Annotated in this window: 14 protein-coding genes, 1 pseudogene and 1 riboswitch; of the genes and pseudogenes, 9 read left to right on the top strand and 6 right to left on the bottom strand. The window is 59.9% G+C overall.

From position 1 onward, the window contains the following. Nucleotides 1-107: 107 nt before the first annotated feature. A complete protein-coding gene (yegD, locus tag BJP61_RS08180; RefSeq protein ID WP_038861914.1) occupies nt 108-1460 on the top strand; it encodes a molecular chaperone in 1353 nt (450 codons plus the stop codon). 5 nt (nt 1461-1465) lie between these two features. On the opposite strand, the gene BJP61_RS08175 is transcribed toward yegD, so the two are convergent. Together BJP61_RS08175 and BJP61_RS08170 are read right to left on the bottom strand one after the other, a co-directional pair. After that, nucleotides 1466-1762 (bottom strand): helix-turn-helix domain-containing protein, encoded by a 297-nt coding sequence (locus BJP61_RS08175; protein ID WP_038861911.1) that lies wholly within the window; start codon nt 1760-1762, stop codon nt 1466-1468. Continuing rightward, nucleotides 1749-2114 carry a type II toxin-antitoxin system RelE/ParE family toxin gene (locus BJP61_RS08170; RefSeq protein WP_038861909.1) on the bottom strand — a complete coding sequence of 122 codons (366 nt, stop codon included), beginning with the start codon at nt 2112-2114 and terminating at the stop codon, nt 1749-1751. Before BJP61_RS08170 ends, BJP61_RS08175 begins: the two co-directional genes overlap by 14 nt. 230 nt (nt 2115-2344) lie before the next feature. Between BJP61_RS08170 and BJP61_RS08165 the strand changes: the two genes are divergently transcribed. The 8 genes from BJP61_RS08165 to yegS all read left to right on the top strand — a co-directional run bounded on the left by BJP61_RS08165 (nt 2345) and on the right by yegS (nt 16849). Next, the gene (locus tag BJP61_RS08165; protein ID WP_171998121.1) at nt 2345-3586 is read left to right on the top strand and encodes an MdtA/MuxA family multidrug efflux RND transporter periplasmic adaptor subunit; all 1242 of its coding nucleotides are present in this window, start codon (nt 2345-2347) and stop codon (nt 3584-3586) included. Continuing rightward, the gene (locus tag BJP61_RS08160) at nt 3586-6708 is read left to right on the top strand and encodes an MdtB/MuxB family multidrug efflux RND transporter permease subunit (RefSeq protein WP_171998120.1); all 3123 of its coding nucleotides are present in this window, start codon (nt 3586-3588) and stop codon (nt 6706-6708) included. The genes BJP61_RS08165 and BJP61_RS08160 overlap by 1 nt, the downstream gene beginning before the upstream one ends. After that, nucleotides 6709-9798: a multidrug efflux RND transporter permease subunit MdtC gene (gene mdtC / locus BJP61_RS08155; protein WP_171998119.1), complete on the top strand. Its 3090-nt coding sequence runs from the start codon at nt 6709-6711 to the stop codon at nt 9796-9798. It begins immediately after the preceding gene. A 3-nt stretch (nt 9799-9801) separates the two neighbouring features. Further along, nucleotides 9802-11217 (top strand): MFS transporter, encoded by a 1416-nt coding sequence (locus BJP61_RS08150; RefSeq protein WP_075192387.1) that lies wholly within the window; start codon nt 9802-9804, stop codon nt 11215-11217. Further along, the gene (gene baeS, locus BJP61_RS08145) at nt 11214-12638 is read left to right on the top strand and encodes a two-component system sensor histidine kinase BaeS (RefSeq protein WP_053531558.1); all 1425 of its coding nucleotides are present in this window, start codon (nt 11214-11216) and stop codon (nt 12636-12638) included. The genes BJP61_RS08150 and baeS overlap by 4 nt, the downstream gene beginning before the upstream one ends. Next, nucleotides 12635-13357 (top strand): two-component system response regulator BaeR, encoded by a 723-nt coding sequence (gene baeR / locus BJP61_RS08140; protein WP_075192385.1) that lies wholly within the window; start codon nt 12635-12637, stop codon nt 13355-13357. The genes baeS and baeR overlap by 4 nt, the downstream gene beginning before the upstream one ends. A 980-nt stretch (nt 13358-14337) precedes the next feature. After that, nucleotides 14338-15699 (top strand): tRNA 5-hydroxyuridine modification protein YegQ, encoded by a 1362-nt coding sequence (gene yegQ, locus BJP61_RS08135; protein WP_171998118.1) that lies wholly within the window; start codon nt 14338-14340, stop codon nt 15697-15699. A 250-nt stretch (nt 15700-15949) separates the two neighbouring features. Beyond that, on the top strand, nt 15950-16849 hold the full coding sequence (yegS, locus tag BJP61_RS08130) for a lipid kinase YegS (RefSeq protein WP_075192383.1): 900 nt from the start codon (nt 15950-15952) through the stop codon (nt 16847-16849). Between the two features lie 1259 nt (nt 16850-18108). On the opposite strand, the gene fbaB is transcribed toward yegS, so the two are convergent. From fbaB to BJP61_RS08110, 4 genes and pseudogenes are all read right to left on the bottom strand, one after another. Then, on the bottom strand, nt 18109-19161 hold the full coding sequence (gene fbaB / locus BJP61_RS08125) for a class I fructose-bisphosphate aldolase (protein ID WP_171999275.1): 1053 nt from the start codon (nt 19159-19161) through the stop codon (nt 18109-18111). Nucleotides 19162-19306: 145 nt separating this feature from the next. After that, nucleotides 19307-20107, bottom strand: a complete 801-nt coding sequence (gene thiD, locus BJP61_RS08120) for a bifunctional hydroxymethylpyrimidine kinase/phosphomethylpyrimidine kinase (protein ID WP_038861890.1) — start codon at nt 20105-20107, stop codon at nt 19307-19309. Then, complete coding sequence (gene thiM / locus BJP61_RS08115) at nt 20094-20891, bottom strand: hydroxyethylthiazole kinase (protein ID WP_171998117.1); 798 nt, start codon at nt 20889-20891, stop codon at nt 20094-20096. The genes thiD and thiM overlap by 14 nt, the downstream gene beginning before the upstream one ends. Before the next feature lie 33 nt (nt 20892-20924). Next, nucleotides 20925-21021: riboswitch (TPP riboswitch) on the bottom strand. A 449-nt stretch (nt 21022-21470) separates the two neighbouring features. Then, nucleotides 21471-22618: pseudogene (locus BJP61_RS08110) on the bottom strand (IS3 family transposase). Nucleotides 22619-22693 lie beyond the last annotated feature (75 nt).

Below are 22693 nucleotides of genomic sequence, written 5' to 3'. Positions count from 1 at the left end.
CTTAATCGCTACGGGCTTTTTTTGCCTTGCGCAGATATTCCATATTGCCGCCGACGCGACATTTCGCTAAAGTCGCCCCCCTTCTTCACGGCATGGGGAAAATGTGAATGTTTATCGGTTTTGACTACGGCACCGCGAACTGTTCGGTCGCCGTTATGCGCGACGGCGCGCCGCAGATGCTGCCGCTTGAGCAAGGCTCAACGCTGCTGCCGTCAATGATTGGCGCGCCGGTGCGCGAGGCGGTGAGCGAATGGCTTTACCGCCATCAGAATGTCGAGGCGAGCGGCGCAGAGACGCAGGCGCTGCTGCGCCGCGCGGTCAGCTATAACCGCGAAGAGAGCATCGACGTCACGCCCGCCAGCGTGCAGTTCGGCCTGAGCGCGCTGCGCCAGTATATGGACGACCCGGAAGAGGTCTGGTTCGTGAAGTCGCCGAAATCGTTTCTCGGCGCCAGCGGCCTGAAGCCGCAGCAGGTTGCGCTGTTTGAAGATCTGGTCTGCGCGATGATGGTGCATATTCGCAAAACGGCGCAGGTACAGGCGGACGCGGAGATAGACCAGGCGGTGATTGGTCGCCCGATTAACTTCCAGGGGCTCGGCGGCGATGACGCTAACCAGCAGGCGCAGGGTATTCTGGAACGCGCGGCGCACCGCGCCGGTTTTCGCGATGTGGTATTTCAGTATGAGCCGGTCGCGGCCGGGCTCGATTTTGAAGCCACGCTCAGCCAGGAACAGCGTGTGCTGGTGGTGGATATCGGCGGCGGCACCACGGACTGCTCGCTGCTGCTGATGGGCCCGCAGTGGCGCGCGCGCCGCGACCGGGATCAGAGCCTGCTTGGCCACAGCGGTTGCCGCGTGGGCGGCAACGATCTGGATATTGCGCTGGCGTTTAAACAACTGATGCCGCTGCTCGGCATGGGCGGCGAAACGGTAAAAGGCACGTCGCTGCCAGTGCTGCCGTGGTGGAACGCGTGCGCTATCAACGATGTGCCGGCGCAGAGCGACTTTTACAGCGCCGCATGCGGTCGTCTGCTGGCGGACTTAGTGCGCGACGCCCGCGAGCCGCACAAGGTGGCGCTGTTGCAGAAGGTCTGGCGTCAGCGTCTCAGCTACCGGCTGGTGCGGGCGGCGGAAGAGAGCAAAATCGCGCTTTCGCAGGCCACGGAATGCCGGACCGCGCTGCCGTTTATCGAAGGCGATCTTAGCAACGATATTACGCAGCAGGCGCTGGCGCTCGCGCTGAACCCGCCGCTACAGCGCATTCTGGAACAGGTGACGCTGGCGCTGGAAGCCAGCAACGAACGCCCGGATGTGATTTACCTCACCGGCGGCAGCGCGCGTTCGCCGCTTATCCGCGAGGCGCTGCAAACGCAGTTGCCGGGCATCCCGGTTCAGGGCGGCGACGATTTCGGCTCGGTCACCGCCGGTCTTGCGCGCTGGGCGCAGGTGGTGTTTGCGTAACCGCGTTAAACAGGAATGACTTTGCTGCCTTCGGGCAGCTCAACCAGCAGGGACAGCTTCCCGCCCAGCGCTTCGACATAGCGCTTGAGCGTCAGCAGTTTGATCTCCTTTCCGCGCTGTTCGATGGCGGCGATAGCGGGCTGCGTAACGCCCATTATCTCCGCCAGCCGCTGCTGCGAGAACGCCCTTTCTTCGCGAAGGCGCGGCAGCCCGTGTTCAAGGGCGATTTCATCAGCCATGCGCAGGATCTCAGCTTGCCGCTCTGGCGGAAACTCCGCCATCACATCATCAATCGTTTTCATTTTTACTCTCCATTATTTTTTGCAGATGCTGGAAGAACGCCGTCTCCGCCTGCGTGATTAAGGTTTTATAAAAATCTTTGTGACCGCGCTTGTTGCCTGCACACAGCACCACAGCCTGACGGGTTGGATCGAAGGCAAAAAATACCCGCCACGGCGAACCGCCATACTGAACGCGCAGCTCTTTAAGATTGGCGATCCGCGAGCCTTTTATCGTGTCCACCAGCGGACGCCCAACCAACGGGCCGCTGTGGCGTAAATTCCATAACAGCGCGGCGATACGATCCTGTAATCCTTCGGGCTGTTGTTGATACCACTCATAAAAATGCGGGGTAAAAATCACCGTCCATGTCATACCCATCCCTCATAAACTATAGTTTATATCCGAGCACAAAACCATACTTTAATAAGGGCTTTGAGGCTTAGTCAGAAAAGGATTACGCCTCTGCGAGACGTCTCGTAAACCCTGAGCGATTCAGACAGTTCTAAACGGTGTTTCATATTTCCTCCATCTTTCTGCGGTGAAGGCTCACTAAACTTGTATCATTACGCCTAATCGTTTCAGGAAAAGAAGACGTACCGCTTATGAAAAGCACGTTTAAAAAACGCGGGTGGATTATCGCCGGTGTTATTGTCGCGGCCCTTGCCGCTCTCCTTTACTGGCGTAGCGCCGATACCGACGCTCCGGCAGGTAAAGCCTCGCATGGACGCGCCGGGATGCGCGCAGGCGGCGCGCCCGCACCGGTACAGGCTGCGACCGCCCGCAGCGAAGCGGTGCCGCGCTACCTCACGGGCCTTGGCACTATCACCGCCGCAAACACCGTCACGGTGCGCAGCCGGGTGGATGGGCAACTGATGGCTATTCATTTTAAAGAAGGTCAGCAGGTGAAAGCGGGCGATCTGCTCGCGGAAATCGATCCGAGCCAGTTTAAGGTCGCGCTCGCCCAGGCGCAGGGGCAACTCGCCAAAGACCGCGCCACGCTTGCCAATGCCCGACGCGATCTGGCGCGCTACCAGCAGCTTGGTAAAACGAACCTGGTGTCGCGCCAGGAGCTCGACGCCCAGCAGGCGCTGGTCAGTGAAACCGAGGGCACGCTGAAGGCCGACGAAGCTGCGGTCGCAAGCGCGCAGTTACAGCTTGACTGGAGCCGTATCACTGCGCCCATTGATGGTCGCGTTGGCTTAAAACAGGTCGATATCGGCAACCAGATCTCCAGCGGCGACACTACGGGCCTCGTGGTGCTGACCCAGACGCACCCGATAGATTTGGTGTTTACCCTGCCGGAGAGCGATATCGCCGCCGTGATGCAGGCGCAGAAAGCGGGAAAAACCCTGTCGGTAGAAGCCTGGGATCGCACCAACAGCACGAAACTCAGCACCGGCGAACTGCTGAGCCTCGATAACCAGATTGACGCCACGACCGGCACCATCAAGCTTAAAGCGCGTTTTGCTAATGAGGACGACGCGCTGTTTCCAAACCAGTTCGTCAACGCCCGGATGCTGATAGACACCCAGCAGAACGCGGTGGTGATCCCCACCGCCGCGCTGCAAATGGGCAACGAAGGTCATTTCGTGTGGGTGCTGAATGACGAAAATAAAGTGAGCAAACACACCGTCACCACCGGTATTCAGAACAGCGAAAGCGTGGTGATCGCCGCAGGTCTCTCAGCAGGCGATCGCGTGGTGACAGACGGTATCGACCGCCTGACTGAAGGCGCAAAAGTGGAAGTGGTGGCCGCGCAAACCGCGACGGATAACGCCAAACCCGCGCGCGGCGAACGCACGTCCACCGACAGCGCCCGCGCGGCCAAAGGAGCGCGTTCCTGATGCAGGTGTTACCTCCGAGTGCTACGGGCGGCCCGTCCCGCCTGTTTATTCTGCGCCCCGTCGCCACCACGCTGTTAATGGTGGCGATACTCCTGGCCGGGATAATCGGCTACCGTTTTCTGCCGGTCTCCGCGCTGCCTGAGGTGGATTACCCGACTATCCAGGTGGTGACGCTCTACCCTGGCGCCAGCCCGGATGTGGTGACCTCCGCGATTACCGCGCCGCTGGAGCGCCAGTTCGGCCAGATGTCCGGCCTGAAACAGATGGCCTCGCAGAGCGCGGGCGGCGCTTCGGTCGTCACGCTACAGTTTCAACTGACGCTGCCGCTCGATGTTGCGGAGCAGGAAGTGCAGGCGGCCATCAACGCCGCGACAAACCTGTTACCGGACGATCTTCCTAACCCGCCGGTCTACAGCAAAGTCAACCCGGCGGACCCGCCCATCATGACGCTTGCGGTCACCTCCTCGGCCCTGCCGATGACGCAGGTGGAAGATATGGTGGAAACCCGCGTTGCGCAGCGTATCTCGCAGGTGACCGGCGTCGGGCTGGTGACGCTCTCCGGCGGCCAGCGGCCAGCGGTACGGGTAAAGCTTAACGCGCAGGCGCTGGCGTCTCTGGGTCTTAACAGCGAAACGGTGCGCACCGCTATCACGGGCGCGAACGTCAATTCGGCGAAGGGCAGTTTCGACGGCCCCGAACGCGCCGTGACGCTCTCCGCCAACGACCAGATGAAATCCGCCGACGAGTACCGCAACCTGATTATCGCCTACCAGAACGGCGCGCCGGTACGGCTTGGCGATGTGGCGACCGTTGAGCAAGGGGCGGAAAACGCCTGGCTCGGCGCCTGGGCCAATAAACAGCCCGCGATTGTGATGAACGTACAGCGCCAGCCGGGCGCAAATATCATTACTACCGCTGAAACCATCCAGAAACTGCTGCCGCAGCTCACCGAAAGCCTGCCGAAATCGGTGCAGGTGAAGGTGCTGACCGACCGCACCACGAACATCAGCGCCTCGGTCAATGACACGCAGTTTGAGCTGATGCTGGCGATAGCGCTGGTGGTGATGATTATCTATCTGTTTCTGCGCAACGTACCGGCGACCCTTATTCCGGCGGTGGCGGTGCCGCTCTCGCTGGTCGGCACTTTCGCGGCGATGGTGTTTCTCGATTTCTCCATCAATAACCTGACGCTGATGGCGCTGACCATCGCCACGGGCTTTGTGGTGGATGACGCTATCGTGGTGATTGAGAATATCTCGCGCTATATCGAAAAAGGCGAAAAGCCGCTGGCCGCGGCGCTCAAGGGCGCGGGCGAAATCGGCTTTACGATTATCTCGCTCACCTTCTCACTGATTGCGGTGCTGATCCCGCTGCTGTTTATGGGCGATATCGTGGGCCGTCTGTTCCGCGAATTCGCCGTGACGCTGGCGGTGGCGATTTTAATTTCCGCCGTGGTGTCGCTGACGCTGACGCCGATGATGTGCGCGCGGATGTTAAGCCACGAATCGCTGCGTAAACAAAACCGCTTTTCGCGCGCCTCGGAGCGCGTGATTAACCGCGTGATTGGCCGCTACGGCCAGTTACTTCAGCGGGTGCTGAACCACCCGTGGCTGACGCTCGGCGTCGCCTTCGGCACGCTGGCGCTGACGGTGCTGCTGTGGATTGTCATCCCCAAAGGCTTTTTCCCGGTGCAGGATAACGGCATTATTCAGGGCACGCTCCAGGCGCCGCAGTCGGTTTCGTTCGCGAGTATGGCCGAACGCCAGCGCGCGGTGGCGGACGTCATCCTTAAAGATCCGGCCGTCGAGAGCATGACGTCATTCGTCGGCGTCGACGGCACCAACCCCTCGCTCAACAGCGCGCGGCTGCAAATCAATTTAAAGCCGCTGGAGAAACGTGACGATCGCGTGCAGACGGTGATTGCGCGTCTCCAGGAGGCCGCCGCCAGCGTGCCGGGCGCGACGCTCTACCTGCAACCCATCCAGGATCTGACCATCGATACCCAGGTGAGCCGCACGCAGTACCAGTTTACGTTGCAGGCTAATTCGCTGGAGGCGCTCAGCACCTGGGTGCCGAAACTGACAGAGAGACTGAAAACGCTGCCGCAGCTCGCGGATGTCAGCAGCGACTGGCAGGATAAAGGGCTGGTGGCCTTCGTCAATGTGGATCGGGCCAGCGCCAGCCGGCTGGGTATCAGCATGAACGATGTCGATAATGCGCTTTATAACGCCTTTGGTCAGCGGCTTATCTCAACGATTTACACCCAGGCCAACCAGTACCGCGTGGTGCTGGAACACGATACCGCCGCGACGCCGGGCCTCAACGCGCTGGACGGCATTCGCCTTACCAGCAGCGAAGGCGGCATGGTGCCGCTTAGCGCGATTGCCAACGTGGAACAGCGCTTCGGGCCGCTCACGATTAATCATCTCGATCAGTTCCCGTCCACGACGCTGTCGTTCAACGTGCCGGAGGGGTATTCACTGGGCGACGCGGTGGAGGCCATCACCCAGGCAGAGGCGGATCTCGCCTTCCCGGCGGAGATTACGACACAGTTCCAGGGCAGCACCCTCGCCTTCCAGGCGGCGCTCGGCAGTACCGTCTGGCTGATTGTGGCGTCGGTCGTGGCGATGTATATCGTGCTGGGCGTGCTCTATGAGAGCTTTATTCACCCGATAACGATCCTTTCGACGCTGCCGACCGCAGGCGTCGGGGCGCTGCTGGCGCTGCTGATTGCAGGCGCGGAGCTGGACGTTATCGCCATCATCGGCATCATTTTGCTGATAGGCATCGTCAAAAAGAACGCCATCATGATGATCGACTTTGCGCTGGCCGCCGAGCGCGAACAGGGCATGTCGCCGCGCGAGGCGATTTATCAGGCCTGCCTGCTGCGCTTTCGGCCAATCCTGATGACGACGCTCGCCGCGCTGCTCGGCGCGCTGCCGCTGATGTTAAGCACCGGCGTCGGGGCGGAGCTCAGGCGCCCGCTCGGCATCGGCATGGTCGGCGGCCTGCTGGTAAGCCAGGTGCTGACGCTCTTTACCACGCCGGTGATTTATCTGTTGTTCGACCGTCTGGGCCATGCCGTACGCCGTCGTTTTCCCCGGCGAGAAGAGGAGGCGTAAGTGAAGTTTTACGCGCTCTTTATCTACCGCCCGGTGGCGACCATTCTGCTCTCGGTCGCCGTGACGCTCTGCGGCGTGCTGGGCTTCCGCCTGCTACCGGTGGCCCCGCTGCCGCAGGTCGATTTCCCGGTGATTATGGTCAGCGCGTCGCTGCCCGGCGCATCGCCAGAAACCATGGCCTCGTCGGTGGCCACGCCGCTTGAGCGCTCGCTCGGGCGCATCGCGGGCGTCAACGAGATGACCTCGTCGAGTTCGCTTGGCAGCACGCGCATCATTCTGGAATTTAACTTCGACCGCGATATCAACGGCGCGGCGCGCGACGTCCAGGCGGCGATCAACGCCGCGCAAAGCCTGCTGCCAAGCGGCATGCCTTCGCGCCCGACCTACCGCAAGGCGAACCCCTCCGACGCGCCAATTATGATCCTGACGCTCACGTCAGAGACTTACTCTCAGGGCGAGCTTTACGACTACGCCTCGACGCAGCTTGCCCAGACTATCGCGCAAATCGACGGCGTGGGCGATGTCGATGTGGGCGGCAGCTCGCTGCCCGCCGTGCGCGTGGCGCTTAACCCGCAGGCGCTGTTTAACCAGGGCGTGTCGCTGGACGCCGTGCGCAGCGCCATCAGCAACGCCAACGTGCGCCGCCCGCAGGGCGCGATTGAAGGCGCGCAGCGCCGCTGGCAATTGCAGACGAATGACGAGCTGAAAACCGCGGCGGAATATAAGCCGCTCATCATTCACTACAACAACGGCGCGGCGGTGCCGTTAAGCGATGTGGCGACGGTCACCGATTCGGTGCAGGACGTGCGCAACGCGGGCATGACCAACGCCAAACCGGCGATCCTGTTGATGATCCGCAAACTGCCGGAAGCGAACATTATCGACACCGTGGACCGCATCCGCGACGCGTTGCCGGCGCTGCGCCAGACCATCCCCGCCGCCATTGATATGCAGATAGCGCAGGATCGCTCTCCTACTATTCGCGCGTCGCTTGAAGAGGTGGAGCAGTCGCTGGTGATTTCCGTCGCGCTGGTCATCCTGGTGGTCTTTCTGTTCCTGCGCTCCGGTCGCGCGACGTTTATCCCGGCCGTCGCGGTGCCGGTATCGCTTATTGGCACCTTCGCCGCCATGTACCTGTGCGGTTTTAGCCTTAATAACCTCTCGCTGATGGCGCTGACTATCGCTACCGGCTTTGTGGTGGATGACGCCATCGTGGTGCTGGAGAATATCTCGCGGCATCTGGAAGCCGGAATGAAACCGCTTCAGGCGGCGCTACAAGGGGTGCGCGAAGTGGGCTTTACCGTGCTCTCCATGAGCCTGTCGCTGGTGGCGGTGTTCCTGCCGCTGCTGCTGATGGGCGGGCTGCCGGGGCGGCTGTTCCGCGAGTTCGCGGTGACGCTGTCGGTGGCTATCGGCATTTCGCTGGTGGTGTCGCTCACGCTCACGCCGATGATGTGCGGCTGGCTGCTGAAAGCCCGCGCGCCGAAGGAGACGCGCCGCCGCACCGGCGTCAACCGGCTGCTGCTGGCGCTCCAGGGAGGTTACGCCCGCTCGCTCGGCTGGGTGCTGAACCACGCGCGGCTGGTGGGCGTGGTGCTTATCGCCACCATCGCGCTGAACGTCTGGCTCTATATTTCCATCCCGAAAACCTTTTTCCCTGAACAGGATACCGGACGGCTGATGGGCGGCATTCAGGCTGACCAGAGCATCTCTTTCCAGGCGATGCGCGGCAAATTGCAGGATTTCATGAAAATCATCCGCGACGACCCGGCGGTGGATAACGTCACCGGCTTTACCGGCGGTTCCCGGGTTAACAGCGGCATGATGTTTATCTCGCTCAAACCGCTTGGCGAGCGCACGGAAAGCGCCCAGCAGGTTATCGACCGGCTGCGTAAAAAGCTCGCGAAAGAGCCTGGCGCGAGCCTGTTTTTAATGGCGGTGCAGGATATCCGCGTCGGCGGGCGCCAGTCGAACGCCAGCTACCAGTATACGCTGCTGTCAGACGATCTCGCGGCGCTGCGCGAATGGGAGCCGAAAATCCGCCAGGCGCTGTCCGCGCTGCCGCAGCTCGCCGATGTGAACTCTGACCAGCAGGATAACGGCGCGGAGATGAGCCTGGTTTACGATCGCGAATCGATGGCGCGCTTAGGGATCAGCGTTCAGGACGCCAACAGCCTGCTGAATAACGCGTTCGGCCAGCGCCAGATTTCGACCATCTACCAGCCGCTGAACCAGTACAAAGTGGTGATGGAGGTGGACCCGCGTTACACCCAGGACATCAGCGCGCTGAATCAGATGTTTGTGATGAACAGCGAGGGCAAGCCGATTCCGCTCTCCTGGTTCGCCAAATGGCGGCCTGCCAACGCGCCGCTGTCGGTGAACCATCAGGGGCTGTCGGCGGCGTCGACCATCGCGTTTAACCTGCCGACCGGCGTCTCGCTCTCCGAGGCGAGCGACGCCATCACCCGCACCATGACCTCCCTCGGCGTGCCGTCGTCGGTGCGCGGCAGCTTTGCGGGCACGGCGCAGGTGTTCCAGGACACCATGAATTCGCAGGTGATCCTGATCCTGGCCGCCATCGCCACGGTCTATATCGTGCTGGGTATGCTGTATGAGAGTTACGTGCATCCGCTGACTATCCTTTCCACGCTGCCGTCGGCGGGCGTCGGGGCATTACTGGCGCTGGAAGCGTTCGACGCCCCGTTTAGCCTCATCGCGCTTATCGGTATTATGCTATTGATTGGTATCGTGAAGAAGAACGCGATAATGATGGTGGACTTCGCGCTGGATGCCCAGCGCAGCGGCGAGCTCAACGCCCGCGAGGCGATTTTTCAGGCCTGCCTGCTGCGTTTTCGTCCGATCATGATGACGACGCTGGCGGCCCTGTTCGGCGCGCTGCCGCTGATGATAGCGAGTGGCGACGGTGCGGAGCTGCGCCAGCCGCTCGGCATTACCATCGTCGGCGGGCTGGTCATGAGCCAGCTGCTGACGCTCTATACCACGCCGGTGGTCTACCTCTTCTTCGACCGACTGCGCCTGCGCTTTACCCGCCGGGCGAAACCTGAGGACACCCTGACCGCGAGCGAATAGCCTATGACCGACCTGCCCCAGAACGTGCGCTGGCAATTGTGGATTGTCGCCTTTGGCTTTTTTATGCAGGCGCTGGACACCACCATCGTCAACACCGCCCTCCCCTCTATGGCCGTAAGTCTCGGGGAGAGCCCGCTGCGGATGCATATGGTCATCGTCTCCTACGTGCTGACGGTGGCGGTGATGCTGCCCGCGAGCGGCTGGCTGGCGGATCGCGTCGGGGTGCGCAATATCTTCTTCTGCGCCATTGTGCTGTTTACGCTCGGCTCGCTGTTTTGCGCCTGGTCGTCAACGCTCAACGAGCTGGTGGCGTCGCGGGTGTTGCAGGGCGTCGGCGGCGCGATGATGGTGCCGGTCGGCAGATTAACGGTGATGAAAATTGTTCCGCGCGAACAATACATGGCCGCGATGACGTTTGTCACGCTCCCCGGCCAGGTGGGGCCGCTGCTCGGCCCGGCGCTTGGCGGGCTGCTGGTGGAGTACGCCTCGTGGCACTGGATCTTTCTCATTAACCTGCCGGTCGGCATCGCGGGTGCCGCCGCGACGCTCTGGCTGATGCCGAATTACACCATGCAGACCCGGCGTTTCGATTTCTCCGGTTTTCTGCTGCTCGCCTTCGGCATGGCGGCGCTGACGATAGCGCTCGACGGCTACAAGAGCACGGGCCTTTCCGCCGCCGGGCTCGGCGCGCTGGTGGCGGGCGGCAGCGCGGCGGTGTTGCTCTATCTGTGGCATGCGCGCGGCAACGAGCGGGCGCTGTTCAGCCTGCGGCTTTTCGAGACCCGCACCTTTTCGCTCGGGCTGCTCGGGAGTTTATGCGGGCGCATCGGCAGCGGAATGCTGCCGTTTATGACGCCGGTTTTTTTACAGATTGGCCTCGGCTTTTCGCCGTTTCACGCCGGGCTGATGATGATCCCGATGGTGCTTGGCAGCATGGGGATGAAGCGTATCGTGGTGCAGGTGGTCAATCGCTTTGGTTATCGCCGCGTGCTGGTGGCTTCCACGCTTGGCCTGGCGCTGGCGAGCCTGCTGTTTATGGGCGTGGCGCTGGCGGGCTGGTACTGGCTGCTGCCGGTAGTCCTGCTTTTTCAGGGGATGGTCAACTCGGTGCGTTTCTCGGCGATGAACACGCTGACGCTGCGCGACCTGCCGGATGAGATGGCGAGCGGCGGCAACAGTATGCTCTCGATGGTAATGCAGCTCTCCATGAGTCTCGGCGTAACCCTCGCAGGCCTGCTGCTTGGCGCGTTTGGCCATAACCATCTGGCCGCCGACAGCAGCGACGCGCACGGGATCTTCTTCTGGACGTACCTGTGGATGGCGGTGATTATCGCCGTGCCAGCGCTCGTCTTTGCCCGCGTTCCGAACGATACCAGTAAAAATGCCGTGATCGCGCGGCGCAAAAGGAGAGCTTCATGAGGTTCTGGCGGCCCGGCATTATGGGCAAGCTGTTTCTGGCCATTTTCGCCACCTGCATTCTGCTGTTAATTACGATGCACTGGGCGGTGCGCTTTAGCTTTGAGCGCGGCTTTATCGACTACATCAAACACGGCAACGAACAGCGGCTGGCGCTGCTAAGCGACGCGCTGAGCGATCAGTATCAGCAGCACGGCGACTGGGGATTCCTGCGCCATAACGATCGCGTGGTGTTCCAGATTTTACGCTCTTTCGAGCGAGAGAACGCGCACGATGGCCCGCCGCCGCCGGACAGAGGGCCGCCGCCCCATATGCCGCCGCACGGCTGGCGCACGCAGTTCTGGGTGGTGGACGCCGATCAGAATGTGCTGGTCGGCCCGCGCTCGCCGGTGCCGCAGGACGGCGCGCGGCGGGCGATTGTCGTTGATGGCAAGCGTGTCGGCTGGGTCATCGCCTCGCCGGTGGAGCGCCTGACGCGCAGCACCGATATTAATTTCGATAAACAGCAGCGACGCACCAGCTGGCTTATCGTCGCGCTCTCGACATTGCTCGCGGCGGCGGCCACGTTGCTGCTGGCGCGCGGCCTGCTGGCGCCGGTAAAACGGCTGGTGGAAGGCACGCACCGACTCGCGGCGGGCGATTTCACAACCCGCGTCGTCGCCACCGGCCAGGATGAGCTGGGCCGTCTCGCGCAGGATTTCAACCAGCTTGCCAGCACGCTTGAGAAAAACCAGCAGATGCGTCAGGCCTTTATGGCGGATATTTCTCATGAACTGCGCACGCCGCTTGCTGTGCTGCGCGGCGAGCTGGAGGCGATTCAGGACGGCGTGCGCCAGTTTACGCCGGAATCCGTCGCCTCGTTACAGGCGGAAGTGGGCACGCTGACCAAACTGGTGGACGATTTACATCAGCTTTCGCTCTCCGACGAGGGCGCGCTCGCCTACCAGAAAAAACCGCTGGAGATAGTGACACTCATTGAGGTGGCCGCCGGCGCGTTCCGCGAGCGCTTCGCCGCGCGCGGACTGACGCTGAATCTCTCTATGCCTGAGAGCGTCACGCTGTTTGGCGACCGGGACCGGCTGATGCAGCTGTTTAATAATCTGCTGGAAAACAGCCTGCGCTATACAGACGCAGGCGGCGGCCTGCTGATTCAGGGCGAATGCCAGGCGGCGCGGTTTGTGCTGCGTTTTAGCGACAGCGCGCCGGGCGTGAGCGACGAGCAGCTCGCGAAACTGTTTGAGCGTTTTTACCGTGCCGAGGGCTCGCGCAACCGCGCCAGCGGCGGTTCCGGCCTGGGCCTCGCCATCTGCGCCAATATCGTGTCGGCGCATGGCGGCACCATCAGCGCCGATCATTCATCGTCAGGCGGTGTTAGCATTACCGTATCTTTGCCGCTTGATGCCGTACTTCCGGGAGACGTATGACAGAGTTACCGATTAACGACAAAACCCCACGCATTCTGGTTGTTGAGGATGAGCCGAAACTCGGCGCGCTGCTGGTGGATTATCTGCGGGCGGCCAGCTATGCGCCGACGCTGATTAACCACGGCGACCAGGTGTTGCCCTATGTGCGCCAGACGCCGCCGGATTTGATTCTGCTGGATTTGATGCTGCCCGGCACCGACGGGCTGACGCTGTGTCGCGAGATACGCCGCTTTTCAGAAGTGCCGATTGTGATGGTGACAGCAAGAATTGAAGAGATAGACCGCCTGCTGGGGCTGGAGATTGGCGCCGATGATTATATCTGCAAGCCCTTCAGCCCGCGCGAGGTGGTGGCGCGCGTAAAAACCATCCTGCGGCGCTGCAAGCCGCAGCGCGACCTGCAGGCGCAGGACGCCCAGAGCCCGCTGGTTATCGATGAAGGCCGTTTCCAGGCGAGCTGGCGGCAGAAGCCGCTCGATTTGACCCCCGCCGAGTTCCGCCTGTTAAAAACGCTCTCCAGCGAGCCGGGCAAGGTCTTTTCCCGCGAGCAGTTGCTCAATCATCTGTATGACGACTACCGCGTGGTGACCGACCGCACCATCGACAGCCATATCAAGAACCTGCGCCGCAAGCTCGAAGCGCTCGATGATGACCAGCCGTTTATCCGCGCCGTGTACGGCGTGGGCTACCGCTGGGAGGCGGATGCAGGACGCGTGGTGTAGAGATTACCTGCACGGGTGAAACGCTGGGCCCTGCAATATGCACGCCCGGTGACCTGTTCCGTTCGCCAGCGCGCGGATTATCTCTGTCACCCTGATTCACGCGAACGTGTTAAGGGGGCTCGCCGCCGCCCCCTTAACAATCCCGGCTCGCGGCCAAAGGGCAGCCGCACGGGACCCCCTCTGCATTGGCGTTGGCTTTTAATTTTCCTGAGGTGGGTGCGCTTACCCACCCTACACAGAATGTGAATCGGTTTTTTGTAGGGCGGGTAAGCGTAAGTGCACCCGCCATCAACACCGCCATCAAATGAAAGGTATTGCCTGTTCAGGATTGGTGAGCCCTGGAATATGCACGCCCGGTGACCTGTTCCGTTCGCCAGCGCGCGGATTCTCTCTGTCACGTTTACTCACGCGAACGTGTTAAGGGGGCTCGCCGCCGCCCCCTTAACCATCCCGGCTCGCGGCCAAAGGGCAGCCGCAAGGGACCCTCTCTGCATTGGCGTTGGCTTTTAATTTTCCTGAGGTGGGTGCGCTTACCCACCCTACACAGAATGTGAATCGGTTTTTTGTAGGGCGGGTAAGCGTAAGCGCACCCGCCATCAAATGAAAGGTATTGCCTGTTCAGGATTGGTGAGCCCTGGAATATGCACGCCCGGTGACCTGTTCCGTTCGCCAGCGCGCGGATTCTCTCTGTCACGTTTACTCACGCGAACGTGTTAAGGGGGCTCGCCGCCGCCCCCTTAACCATCCCGGCTCGCGGCCAAAGGGCAGCCGCAAGGGAAAAAACACGGCGTTGGCCTTGGGTTTCGTAGTTTCGTAGGGTGCGTAAGCGCAGCGCACCCGCCTCACGCCCATAAGCCCCGTAACGGTTTGCACCCCTGCGCCGCTGGCGCTACAATTCCCGCCCTTAACGTGGGGGTAAACGCGCCCCCCACCGCTTCAATGTTGAAGCGGCTCTGACCTGACATCAGAACGAGTCCATCATGTTTAAACCCGAACTCCTTTCACCGGCGGGAACGCTGAAAAATATGCGTTACGCCTTCGCCTATGGCGCCGACGCCGTGTACGCCGGTCAGCCGCGCTATTCGCTGCGCGTGCGCAATAATGAATTCAACCACGAAAATTTGCAGATCGGCATTAACGAAGCCCACGCGCTTGGCAAAAAATTCTACGTGGTGGTGAATATCGCGCCGCACAACGCCAAGCTGAAAACCTTTATTCGCGACCTCAAACCGGTGGTCGACATGGGGCCGGACGCGCTGATTATGTCCGATCCGGGTCTTATCATGCTGGTGCGCGAGCACTTCCCGCAGATGGATATCCATCTTTCGGTGCAGGCTAACGCCGTCAACTGGGCGACGGTGAAGTTCTGGCAACAGATGGGGCTGACGCGTGTCATTCTCTCCCGCGAACTGTCGCTGGAAGAGATTGCCGAAATCCGCGAACAGGTGCCGGAAATGGAGCTGGAGATTTTCGTGCATGGCGCGCTCTGCATGGCCTACTCCGGCCGCTGCCTGCTTTCCGGCTACATCAACAAGCGCGATCCGAACCAGGGCACCTGCACCAATGCCTGCCGCTGGGAATATAACGTTCAGGAAGGCAAAGAAGACAGCATCGGCAATATCGTCCATATCCATGAGCCGATCCCGGTGCAAACCGTCGAGCCGACGCTCGGTATCGGCGCGCCGACCGACAAAGTCTTTATGATTGAAGAGGCGCAGCGCCCTGGCGAGTATATGACCGCGTTCGAAGACGAGCACGGCACCTACATCATGAACTCCAAAGATCTGCGCGCCATTCAGCACGTCGAGCGGCTGACGAAAATGGGCGTTCACTCGCTGAAAATCGAAGGGCGTACCAAGTCGTTCTACTACTGCGCGCGCACAGCCCAGGTCTATCGCCGCGCGATTGACGACGCCGCCGCAGGCAAACCGTTCGACCCGAGCCTGCTGGAAACGCTCGAAGGCCTGGCGCATCGCGGCTATACCGAAGGCTTCCTGCGTCGTCACACCCATGACGACTATCAGAATTATGAATATGGTTATTCGGTATCGGATCGTCAGCAGTTTGTCGGCGAATTTACTGGCGAGCGCAACGGGGCTCTGGCGGCCGTGGCGGTGAAAAATAAATTCTCTCTCGGCGATAGCCTGGAGCTGATGACGCCGCAGGGCAATATCAGCTTTACGCTGGAACATATGGAAAATGCCAAAGGCGAGAAAATGGACGTGGCGCCGGGAGATGGATACACCGTCTGGATGCCGGTTCCGGAGGATTTAACACTGGAATATGCGCTACTGATGCGCAATTTCTCTGGCCAGACCACCCGAAATCCACACAGCAAATAATTTATAAGGGTTATTTTTATCGCGCGAATGTTTCTTCGAATGGGATCACAAACCGTTATGTTTAAAGCGGTTATTATCCCCGGCGCTGAAAAACATAATCCATAAATGCCAGTTGTACCAGGAACCACCTCCTTCAGCCTGCGTAATCTCCCTTACGCAGGCTTATTTTTTTGTCCTTTCAGCCAGTTCTTAAGCGACGCGCCAGACTCTGCGATAAACTCAGTGAATCCGTATTCACAGGAGTGCATTCATGTCCCGTTCCCCAGGTTCGTTTCTGATTTTAAATGGTAAAAGCGCTGATAATGAGGTGTTGCGCGGCAGCGTAAAACTGCTGCGCGAGCAGGGCCACTCGCTGGATGTGCGCGTGACCTGGGAGAAAGGCGACGCGGGGCGCTATGTCAGTGAGGCCGTCGAACAGGGCGCGCAAACGGTGATTGCCGCAGGCGGCGACGGCACTATTAACGAAGTGGCGGCGGCGCTGGCGTCGGTCGCCGGGGAAAAACGTCCGGCGCTCGGCCTGTTGCCGCTCGGCACCGCCAATGATTTCGCGACAAGCGCAGGCGTGCCGGACGATATCGAACTGGCGCTGAAGCTGGCTATCGAAGGCCGTGCGGTGCCCATTGATATTGCGCAGGTGAATGATAAAGCCTGGTTTATTAACATGGCTACCGGCGGTTTTGGCACGCGCATTACCACCGAGACGCCGGAGCGGCTGAAGGCGGCGCTTGGCGGCGTGTCGTATCTGATCCACGGTCTGATGCGTATGGACGCTCTGAAAGCGGACCGCTGCGAGATTCGCGGTGAGAATTTTCACTGGCAGGGCGACGCGCTGGTTATCGGCATCGGTAACGGGCGTCAGGCGGGCGGCGGCCAGGAGCTTTGTCCGGCGGCGCTGATTAACGATGGGCTGTTGCAACTGCGCATTTTTACCGGTGAAGAGCTGCTGCCAGCGCTCTTTACCACGCTGACGCAGCCGGAAGACAGCCCGAATATTATCGACGGCGCGTCAGCCTGGTTTGAAATAACAGCCCCGCACGACATTACCTTTAACCTCGACGGCGAACCGCTGAGCGGCCAGCATTTCCGCATTGTGATTAAGCCCGGGGCGCTGCACTGCCGCCTGCCGCCGGATTGTCCGCTGCTTAAATAAATGGATGTATGGCATCGCGGTTTGCGGGACGGCGGGTGCGCTACGCTTACCCGCCCTACCAGTGATGCAACGGTATGAAACGTTGTAGGGTGGGTAAGCGCAGCGCACCCACCATCAGCACCGCCATCAAATGAAAGGCATTGCCTGTTCAATACGGGTGAACCATGGAACTCAGGAATATGTACGCCTGGTGACCTGTTCCGTTCGCCACAACGCGGATTCTTTCTGTCACGTTTACTCACGCGAACGTGTTAAGGGGGCTCGCCGCCGCCCCCTTAACAATCCCGGCTCGCGGCCAAAGGGCAGCCGCAAGGGAAAACACACGGCATCGGCGGTGGCTTTTGTGGTTTCGTAGGGTGGGTAAGCGCAGCGCACCCACCATCAGCACCGCCGTCAAATGAAAGGCATTGCCTGTTCAATACGGGTGAATCGTGGAACTCAGGAATATGTACGCCTGGTGACCTGTTCCGTTCGCCACAACGCGGATTCTCTCTGTCACGTATACTCACGCGAACGTGTTAAGGGGGCTCGCCGCCGCCCCCTTAACAATCCCGGCTCGCGGCCAAAGGGCAGCCGCAAGGGAAAACATACGGCATCGGCGGTGGCTTTTGTGGTTTCGTAGGGTGGGTAAGCGCAGCGCACCCACCATCAGCACCGCCATCAAATAAAAGGCATTGCCTGTTCAATACGGGTGAATCGTGGAACTCAGGAATATGTACGCCTGGTGACCTGTTCCGTTCGCCACAACGCAGATTCTCTCTGTCACGTATACTCACGCGAACGTGTTAAGGGGGCTCGCCGCCGCCCCCTTAACAATCCCGGCTCGCGGCCAAAGGGCAGCCGCAAGGGAAAACACACGGCATCGGCGGTGGCTTTTGTGGTTCGTAGGGTGGGTAAGCGCAGCGCACCCACCATCAGCACCGCCATCAAATCAAAGGCATTGCCTGTTCAATACGGGTGAACCATGGAACTCAGGAATATGTACGCCTGGTGACCTGTTCCGTTCGCCACAACGCGGATTCTCTCTGTCACGTTTACTCACGCGAACGTCTTAAGGGGGCTCGCCGCCGCCCCCTTAACAATCCCGGCTCGCGGCCAAAGGGCAGCCGCAAGGGAAAACACACGGCATCGGCGGTGGCTTTTGTGGTTTCGTAGGGCGGGTAAGCGCAGCGCACCCACCGTTTACCTCGCCACACTATTTACCCCACCCACAAAAAACGCGCCCGCAGGCGCGTTTTCAATGCGTAACCACACCGCCGTCAGGCAATCGTCACTTTCTTGTCCAGATACACATCCTGCACCGCGTTAATGAGCTTCACACCGTCGGCCATCGTTTTCTTAAACGCCTTACGCCCCAGAATAAGCCCCATGCCCCCCGCGCGTTTGTTGATAACCGCCGTGCGTACCGCATCGGTGAGATCGGCCTCGCCGCCGGACGCGCCACCCGAGTTGATAAGCCCCGCGCGGCCCATATAGCAGTTCGCCAGCTGGTAGCGCACCAGATCGATAGGGTTATCGGTGGTCAGCTTGCTATAGACGCGATCGTCGGTATAGCCGAATTTCAGCGCGCTATAGCCGCCGTTATTCTCCGCCATTTTCTGCTTCACGATATCCGCGCCGATGGTCGCTGCCAGATGGTTTGCCTGACCGGTCAGGTCGGCGCTGGAGTGGTAATCCACGCCATCTTTCTTAAAGCCGATGTTACGCAGATACGCCCACAACACCGTCACCATGCCAAGCTCATGCGCGCGCTCAAACGCGGCAGAAATTTCTTCAATCTGGCGACGCGACTCTTCGGAGCCGAAATAGATAGTCGCCCCCACCGCCACCGCGCCCATATTGAACGCCTGCTCAACGCTCGCATACAGCGTCTGATCGTATTGCGTCGGGTAGCTCAGGGTTTCGTTGTGGTTAATCTTGACCAGGAAAGGAATACGGTGCGCGTAGCGACGCGACACCGACGCCAGCACGCCATAGGTTGAGGCCACGCAGTTGCAGCCCGCTTCAATGGCCAGCTCGACGATGTTTTTCGGGTCGAAATACATCGGGTTAGCTGCGAACGACGCGCCCGCCGAATGCTCGACGCCCTGATCCACCGGCAAAATAGAAAGATAGCCGGTGCCCGCGAGGCGCCCGGTGTTATAGAGAGTCTGCATATTTCGCAATACCGCCGGAGGCCGGTTGTTATCGATCATTACGCGATCGACATAATCCGGCCCTGGCAGATAAAGCTGGTCGGAGGAAATGGTCGTACAGCGGTGCTGTAACAGGCTATCGGCATCGTTGCCGAGCAACTGCGCAATATCAGTCATCATACGCTCCCGTAATTGTCGGCGGACGACGCCCGCCGGACGAAAAGATCCTTACCCACCCGCTGACCGGGCAGTCTAAGCCTGGTACTGAATAGCACAGATTGCCAGACCTGAGCGCATTTTCAGTTTATTCTGCTGGCACGGTTCACCACCATGCATGAAAATGATGGACAGGCCCGATCCCCTCCCCTACTTCCAGACTATCCGCCTGTTGCAGCGCTTTTGTCAGCCACGCTTTCGCCGCTGTCACGGTTTGCACCCAGTCATAGTGGCGTGGGTACAGCGCCGCCAGCGCGCTGGAGAGCGTACAGCCGGTGCCGTGCGTGTTTTTCGTCGCCACGCGCGGCGCAGTAAAGCGCGTGGCGCCGTCGCGGGTAAAGAGCCAGTCCGGGCTTTCGGCATCATTGAGATGGCCGCCTTTCATCAGCACCGCGCCGCAGCCGAGCGCCAGTAACGCCTCGCCCTGCTGGCGCATCTCCGCCTCGCTGCGGGCGTGGGCGGTATCAAGCAGCGCCGCCGCCTCCGGCAGATTTGGCGTGATAATCGCCACCTGCGGCAGCAGCCGTTCACGCAGCGTACGCACCGCCGACGGGCTCAGCAGCGGATCGCCGCTTTTCGCAAGCATCACGGTATCCAGCACGATATTGCGCACCCGGTAGCGTGAGAGCCGCTCCGCCACGGCCTCAACCACGTCCGTTTCGGCCAGCATGCCGATTTTAGTGGTGTCGATACGCACGTCGCTTAACACCGAATCGAGCTGGGCGGCGACAAACGACGGCTCAATACGGTACACGGACTGCACGCCGCGCGTGTTCTGCGCCACCAGCGCGGTGATGACCGAGGTGCCATAAGCGCCCAGTGCCGAAAAGGTTTTCAGATCCGCCTGAATACCCGCCCCGCCGCTCGGGTCGGTGCCGGCGATAGTCAGCGCGTTAATGCGTTGCATGGTGACCTCCGAACGCCTGCGCATGCAGGCTGTCGAGCAATGCGGACGCGAAACTGCCCGGCCCCTTCGCGACAGCAAGCGCCTGTTCGCCCGCGCGCTTCATCAGCCAGCAGGCCGTCGCGACATTCTCAAGACGATCGCCCGGCAGCGCACAGCAGGCGGCCACTACCGCCGAGAGCGCGCAGCCGGTGCCGACCACGCGCGTCAGCATCGCGGTGCCGCCGTTGACCGCCAGCATACGCTCGCCGTCGGTGATGTAATCGACCTCGCCGGTCACCGCGACGACGGCGCCGCTGCGACGAGCCAGCACAGCCGCGGCTTCACGGGCGTGATGCGCGCTCTCGGTGGCATCAACGCCGCGTCCGCCACGGCTCACACCGGCCAGCGCGAGGATTTCCGATGCGTTCGCGCGGATCGCCGCGGGCCTTTGCGCCAGAATCTCATGCGCGAAGTCCGTGCGAAGCGTCAGCGCGCCGACCGCGACCGGGTCGAGCGTCCAGGGCGTTCCCGCCGCACGGGCGCTGTCGATAGCCGCGCGCATTCCCTGCTGCTGCGGGCGCGTGAGCGTACCTAAATTAATCAGCAGGGCATCGGCGATGGCCGCGAACTGCGCGGCTTCGTCGGCATCCACAACCATTGCGGGCGAGGCGCCCAGTGCGAGCAGGACATTAGCCGTGAAATTTTGCACCACATCATTAGTGATGCAGTGAACCAGCGGAGCGTGACGGCAAAGTTGAGTGACAACAGGCGCGGCATGGGTGCCGCAAAGCAGGTCAGAAGACATGATTCTCTCCTGCCAGGCGCGAAGACGGGATACCGGACAGGCATCTGACTTCCCTACGCTGGCATTATCCAGATCAGGTAATACGGGTATTTCTCAGCCTTCACAAAGAAGGGCACCCCGAGTCAAATCAATTACAAAACAATGAGTTACACACAAACAAGTTGTAAGTTCTTAGTGTAACCGGGGCCGTAGGCAGGGTGCAAGATTTTTCGATTTATTACAGCAGTTATCACACTCGAAATAGCTGCATCACGTAATCAAGCGCTTTAATGAGTTCATCCGCTTGTATTCCGCTTAGGGTGTACAAAGCGTAGGAAAGTGGTCATTGTCGCAAGCTTCCAATTACTGGCCCTGTCCGGCATTGCCTTCTTCACGCAAGACAGGAGCAAAAGACAAACAACGCCAGTAAAAGGGAGAAAATACTAAAGACCAAAAACGTCACAACATAACCGTATAAGCAAGGTTTTCAGATTTGCCAGAAACTTATATTGATATTCTTGATCTTCCAGACTTAACTAATGCCTTTAGCTGAGTTCTTTTTACGTGCCAGGTTAATAATATTGAATCGCCACGGATAATCTAGACACTTCTGAGCCGTTGATAATATAGGTTTTCATATTCAGCCGGTGGCATCTGCTCGCTCGAACCATGCCGACGCTTACTGTTATAAAACATTTCGATGTAATCAAAAATATCGCTTCTGGCTTCGTTTCTCGTTCCGTAGATCTTTTTCTTAATCCGTTCGCGTTTCAGTAGCTGGAAAAAGCTCGCCGCAACCGCGTTGTCGTGGCAGTTACCGCGACGACTCATGCTGCTTTCAAGACCGTGTGATTTCAGGAACGACTGCCACTCATGGCTCGTGTATTGACTGCCCTGATCAGAGTGAACCAGTACCTGTTTTTGAGGATTACGCCTCCACACCGCCATAAGTCATGCGTTCAGGACAATCTCTTTTGTCATGCGGGGTTGCATTGACCAGCCGATAACTTTTCGGGAGAACAGGTCAACCACCACGGCCAGATACAGCCAGCCTTCGTGGGTTCGGATGTAGGTTATGTCCGTCACCCAACGCTCATCCGGTGAGTCCGGATTGAACTGCCGCTGGAGCCTGTTGGGTGTCACGATGCTGGCTTCGCCTTTACGTGCCCGTGGGCTACGATACCCAACCTGAGCTTTTATTCCGGCACGCTTCATCAGTCGCCAGACCCGGTTCACTCCGCACTGCTGTCCGGTATCACGCAGATCGAGATGGATCTTGCGATAACCATAGACACAGCCAGACTCAAGCCAGAACTGTTTGATCTGCCCGGTCAACATCTGGTCTGCCTGGTGACGCTGTGAATATGGCTGCTGAAACCAAAAATAAAATCCACTCGGATGGACATCCAGAACCCGACAGAGCAAACGAACAGGCCAGCAACACCTGTTGTCGCGGATAAAGGCGTACCTCAGTCGGACAGCTTTGCGAAGTACGCCGCGGCTTTTTTTAATATGTCTCGTTCGTCGGTAACCCGCTTCAGCTCTTTCTGGAGGCGGCGGATCTCGGCCTGAGCATCTGACTGTTCATTATTAGTGGAAGAATCCGGGCCGTACTTCTTTATCCAGGCGTAAAGGCTGTGGGTGGTGACATCGAGACGTGTTGCAACGCTGGAAACAGAATGACCACGATCAATCACCTGTTTGGCTGCTTCAATTTTAAACTCTTCAGGATAACGCTTACCGCTCATGGGCACCTCTCTTTAAGCCATCTTAAATGACTCAGAGGTGTCTGTTAAACCTGTAGCGATTCACTGCGCCGATTG

It is taken from the genome of Cronobacter sp. JZ38, from assembly GCF_008932145.1.
Classification (GTDB): domain Bacteria; phylum Pseudomonadota; class Gammaproteobacteria; order Enterobacterales; family Enterobacteriaceae; genus Cronobacter; species Cronobacter muytjensii.
This window is presented reverse-complemented; position numbering and strand designations above follow the sequence as displayed.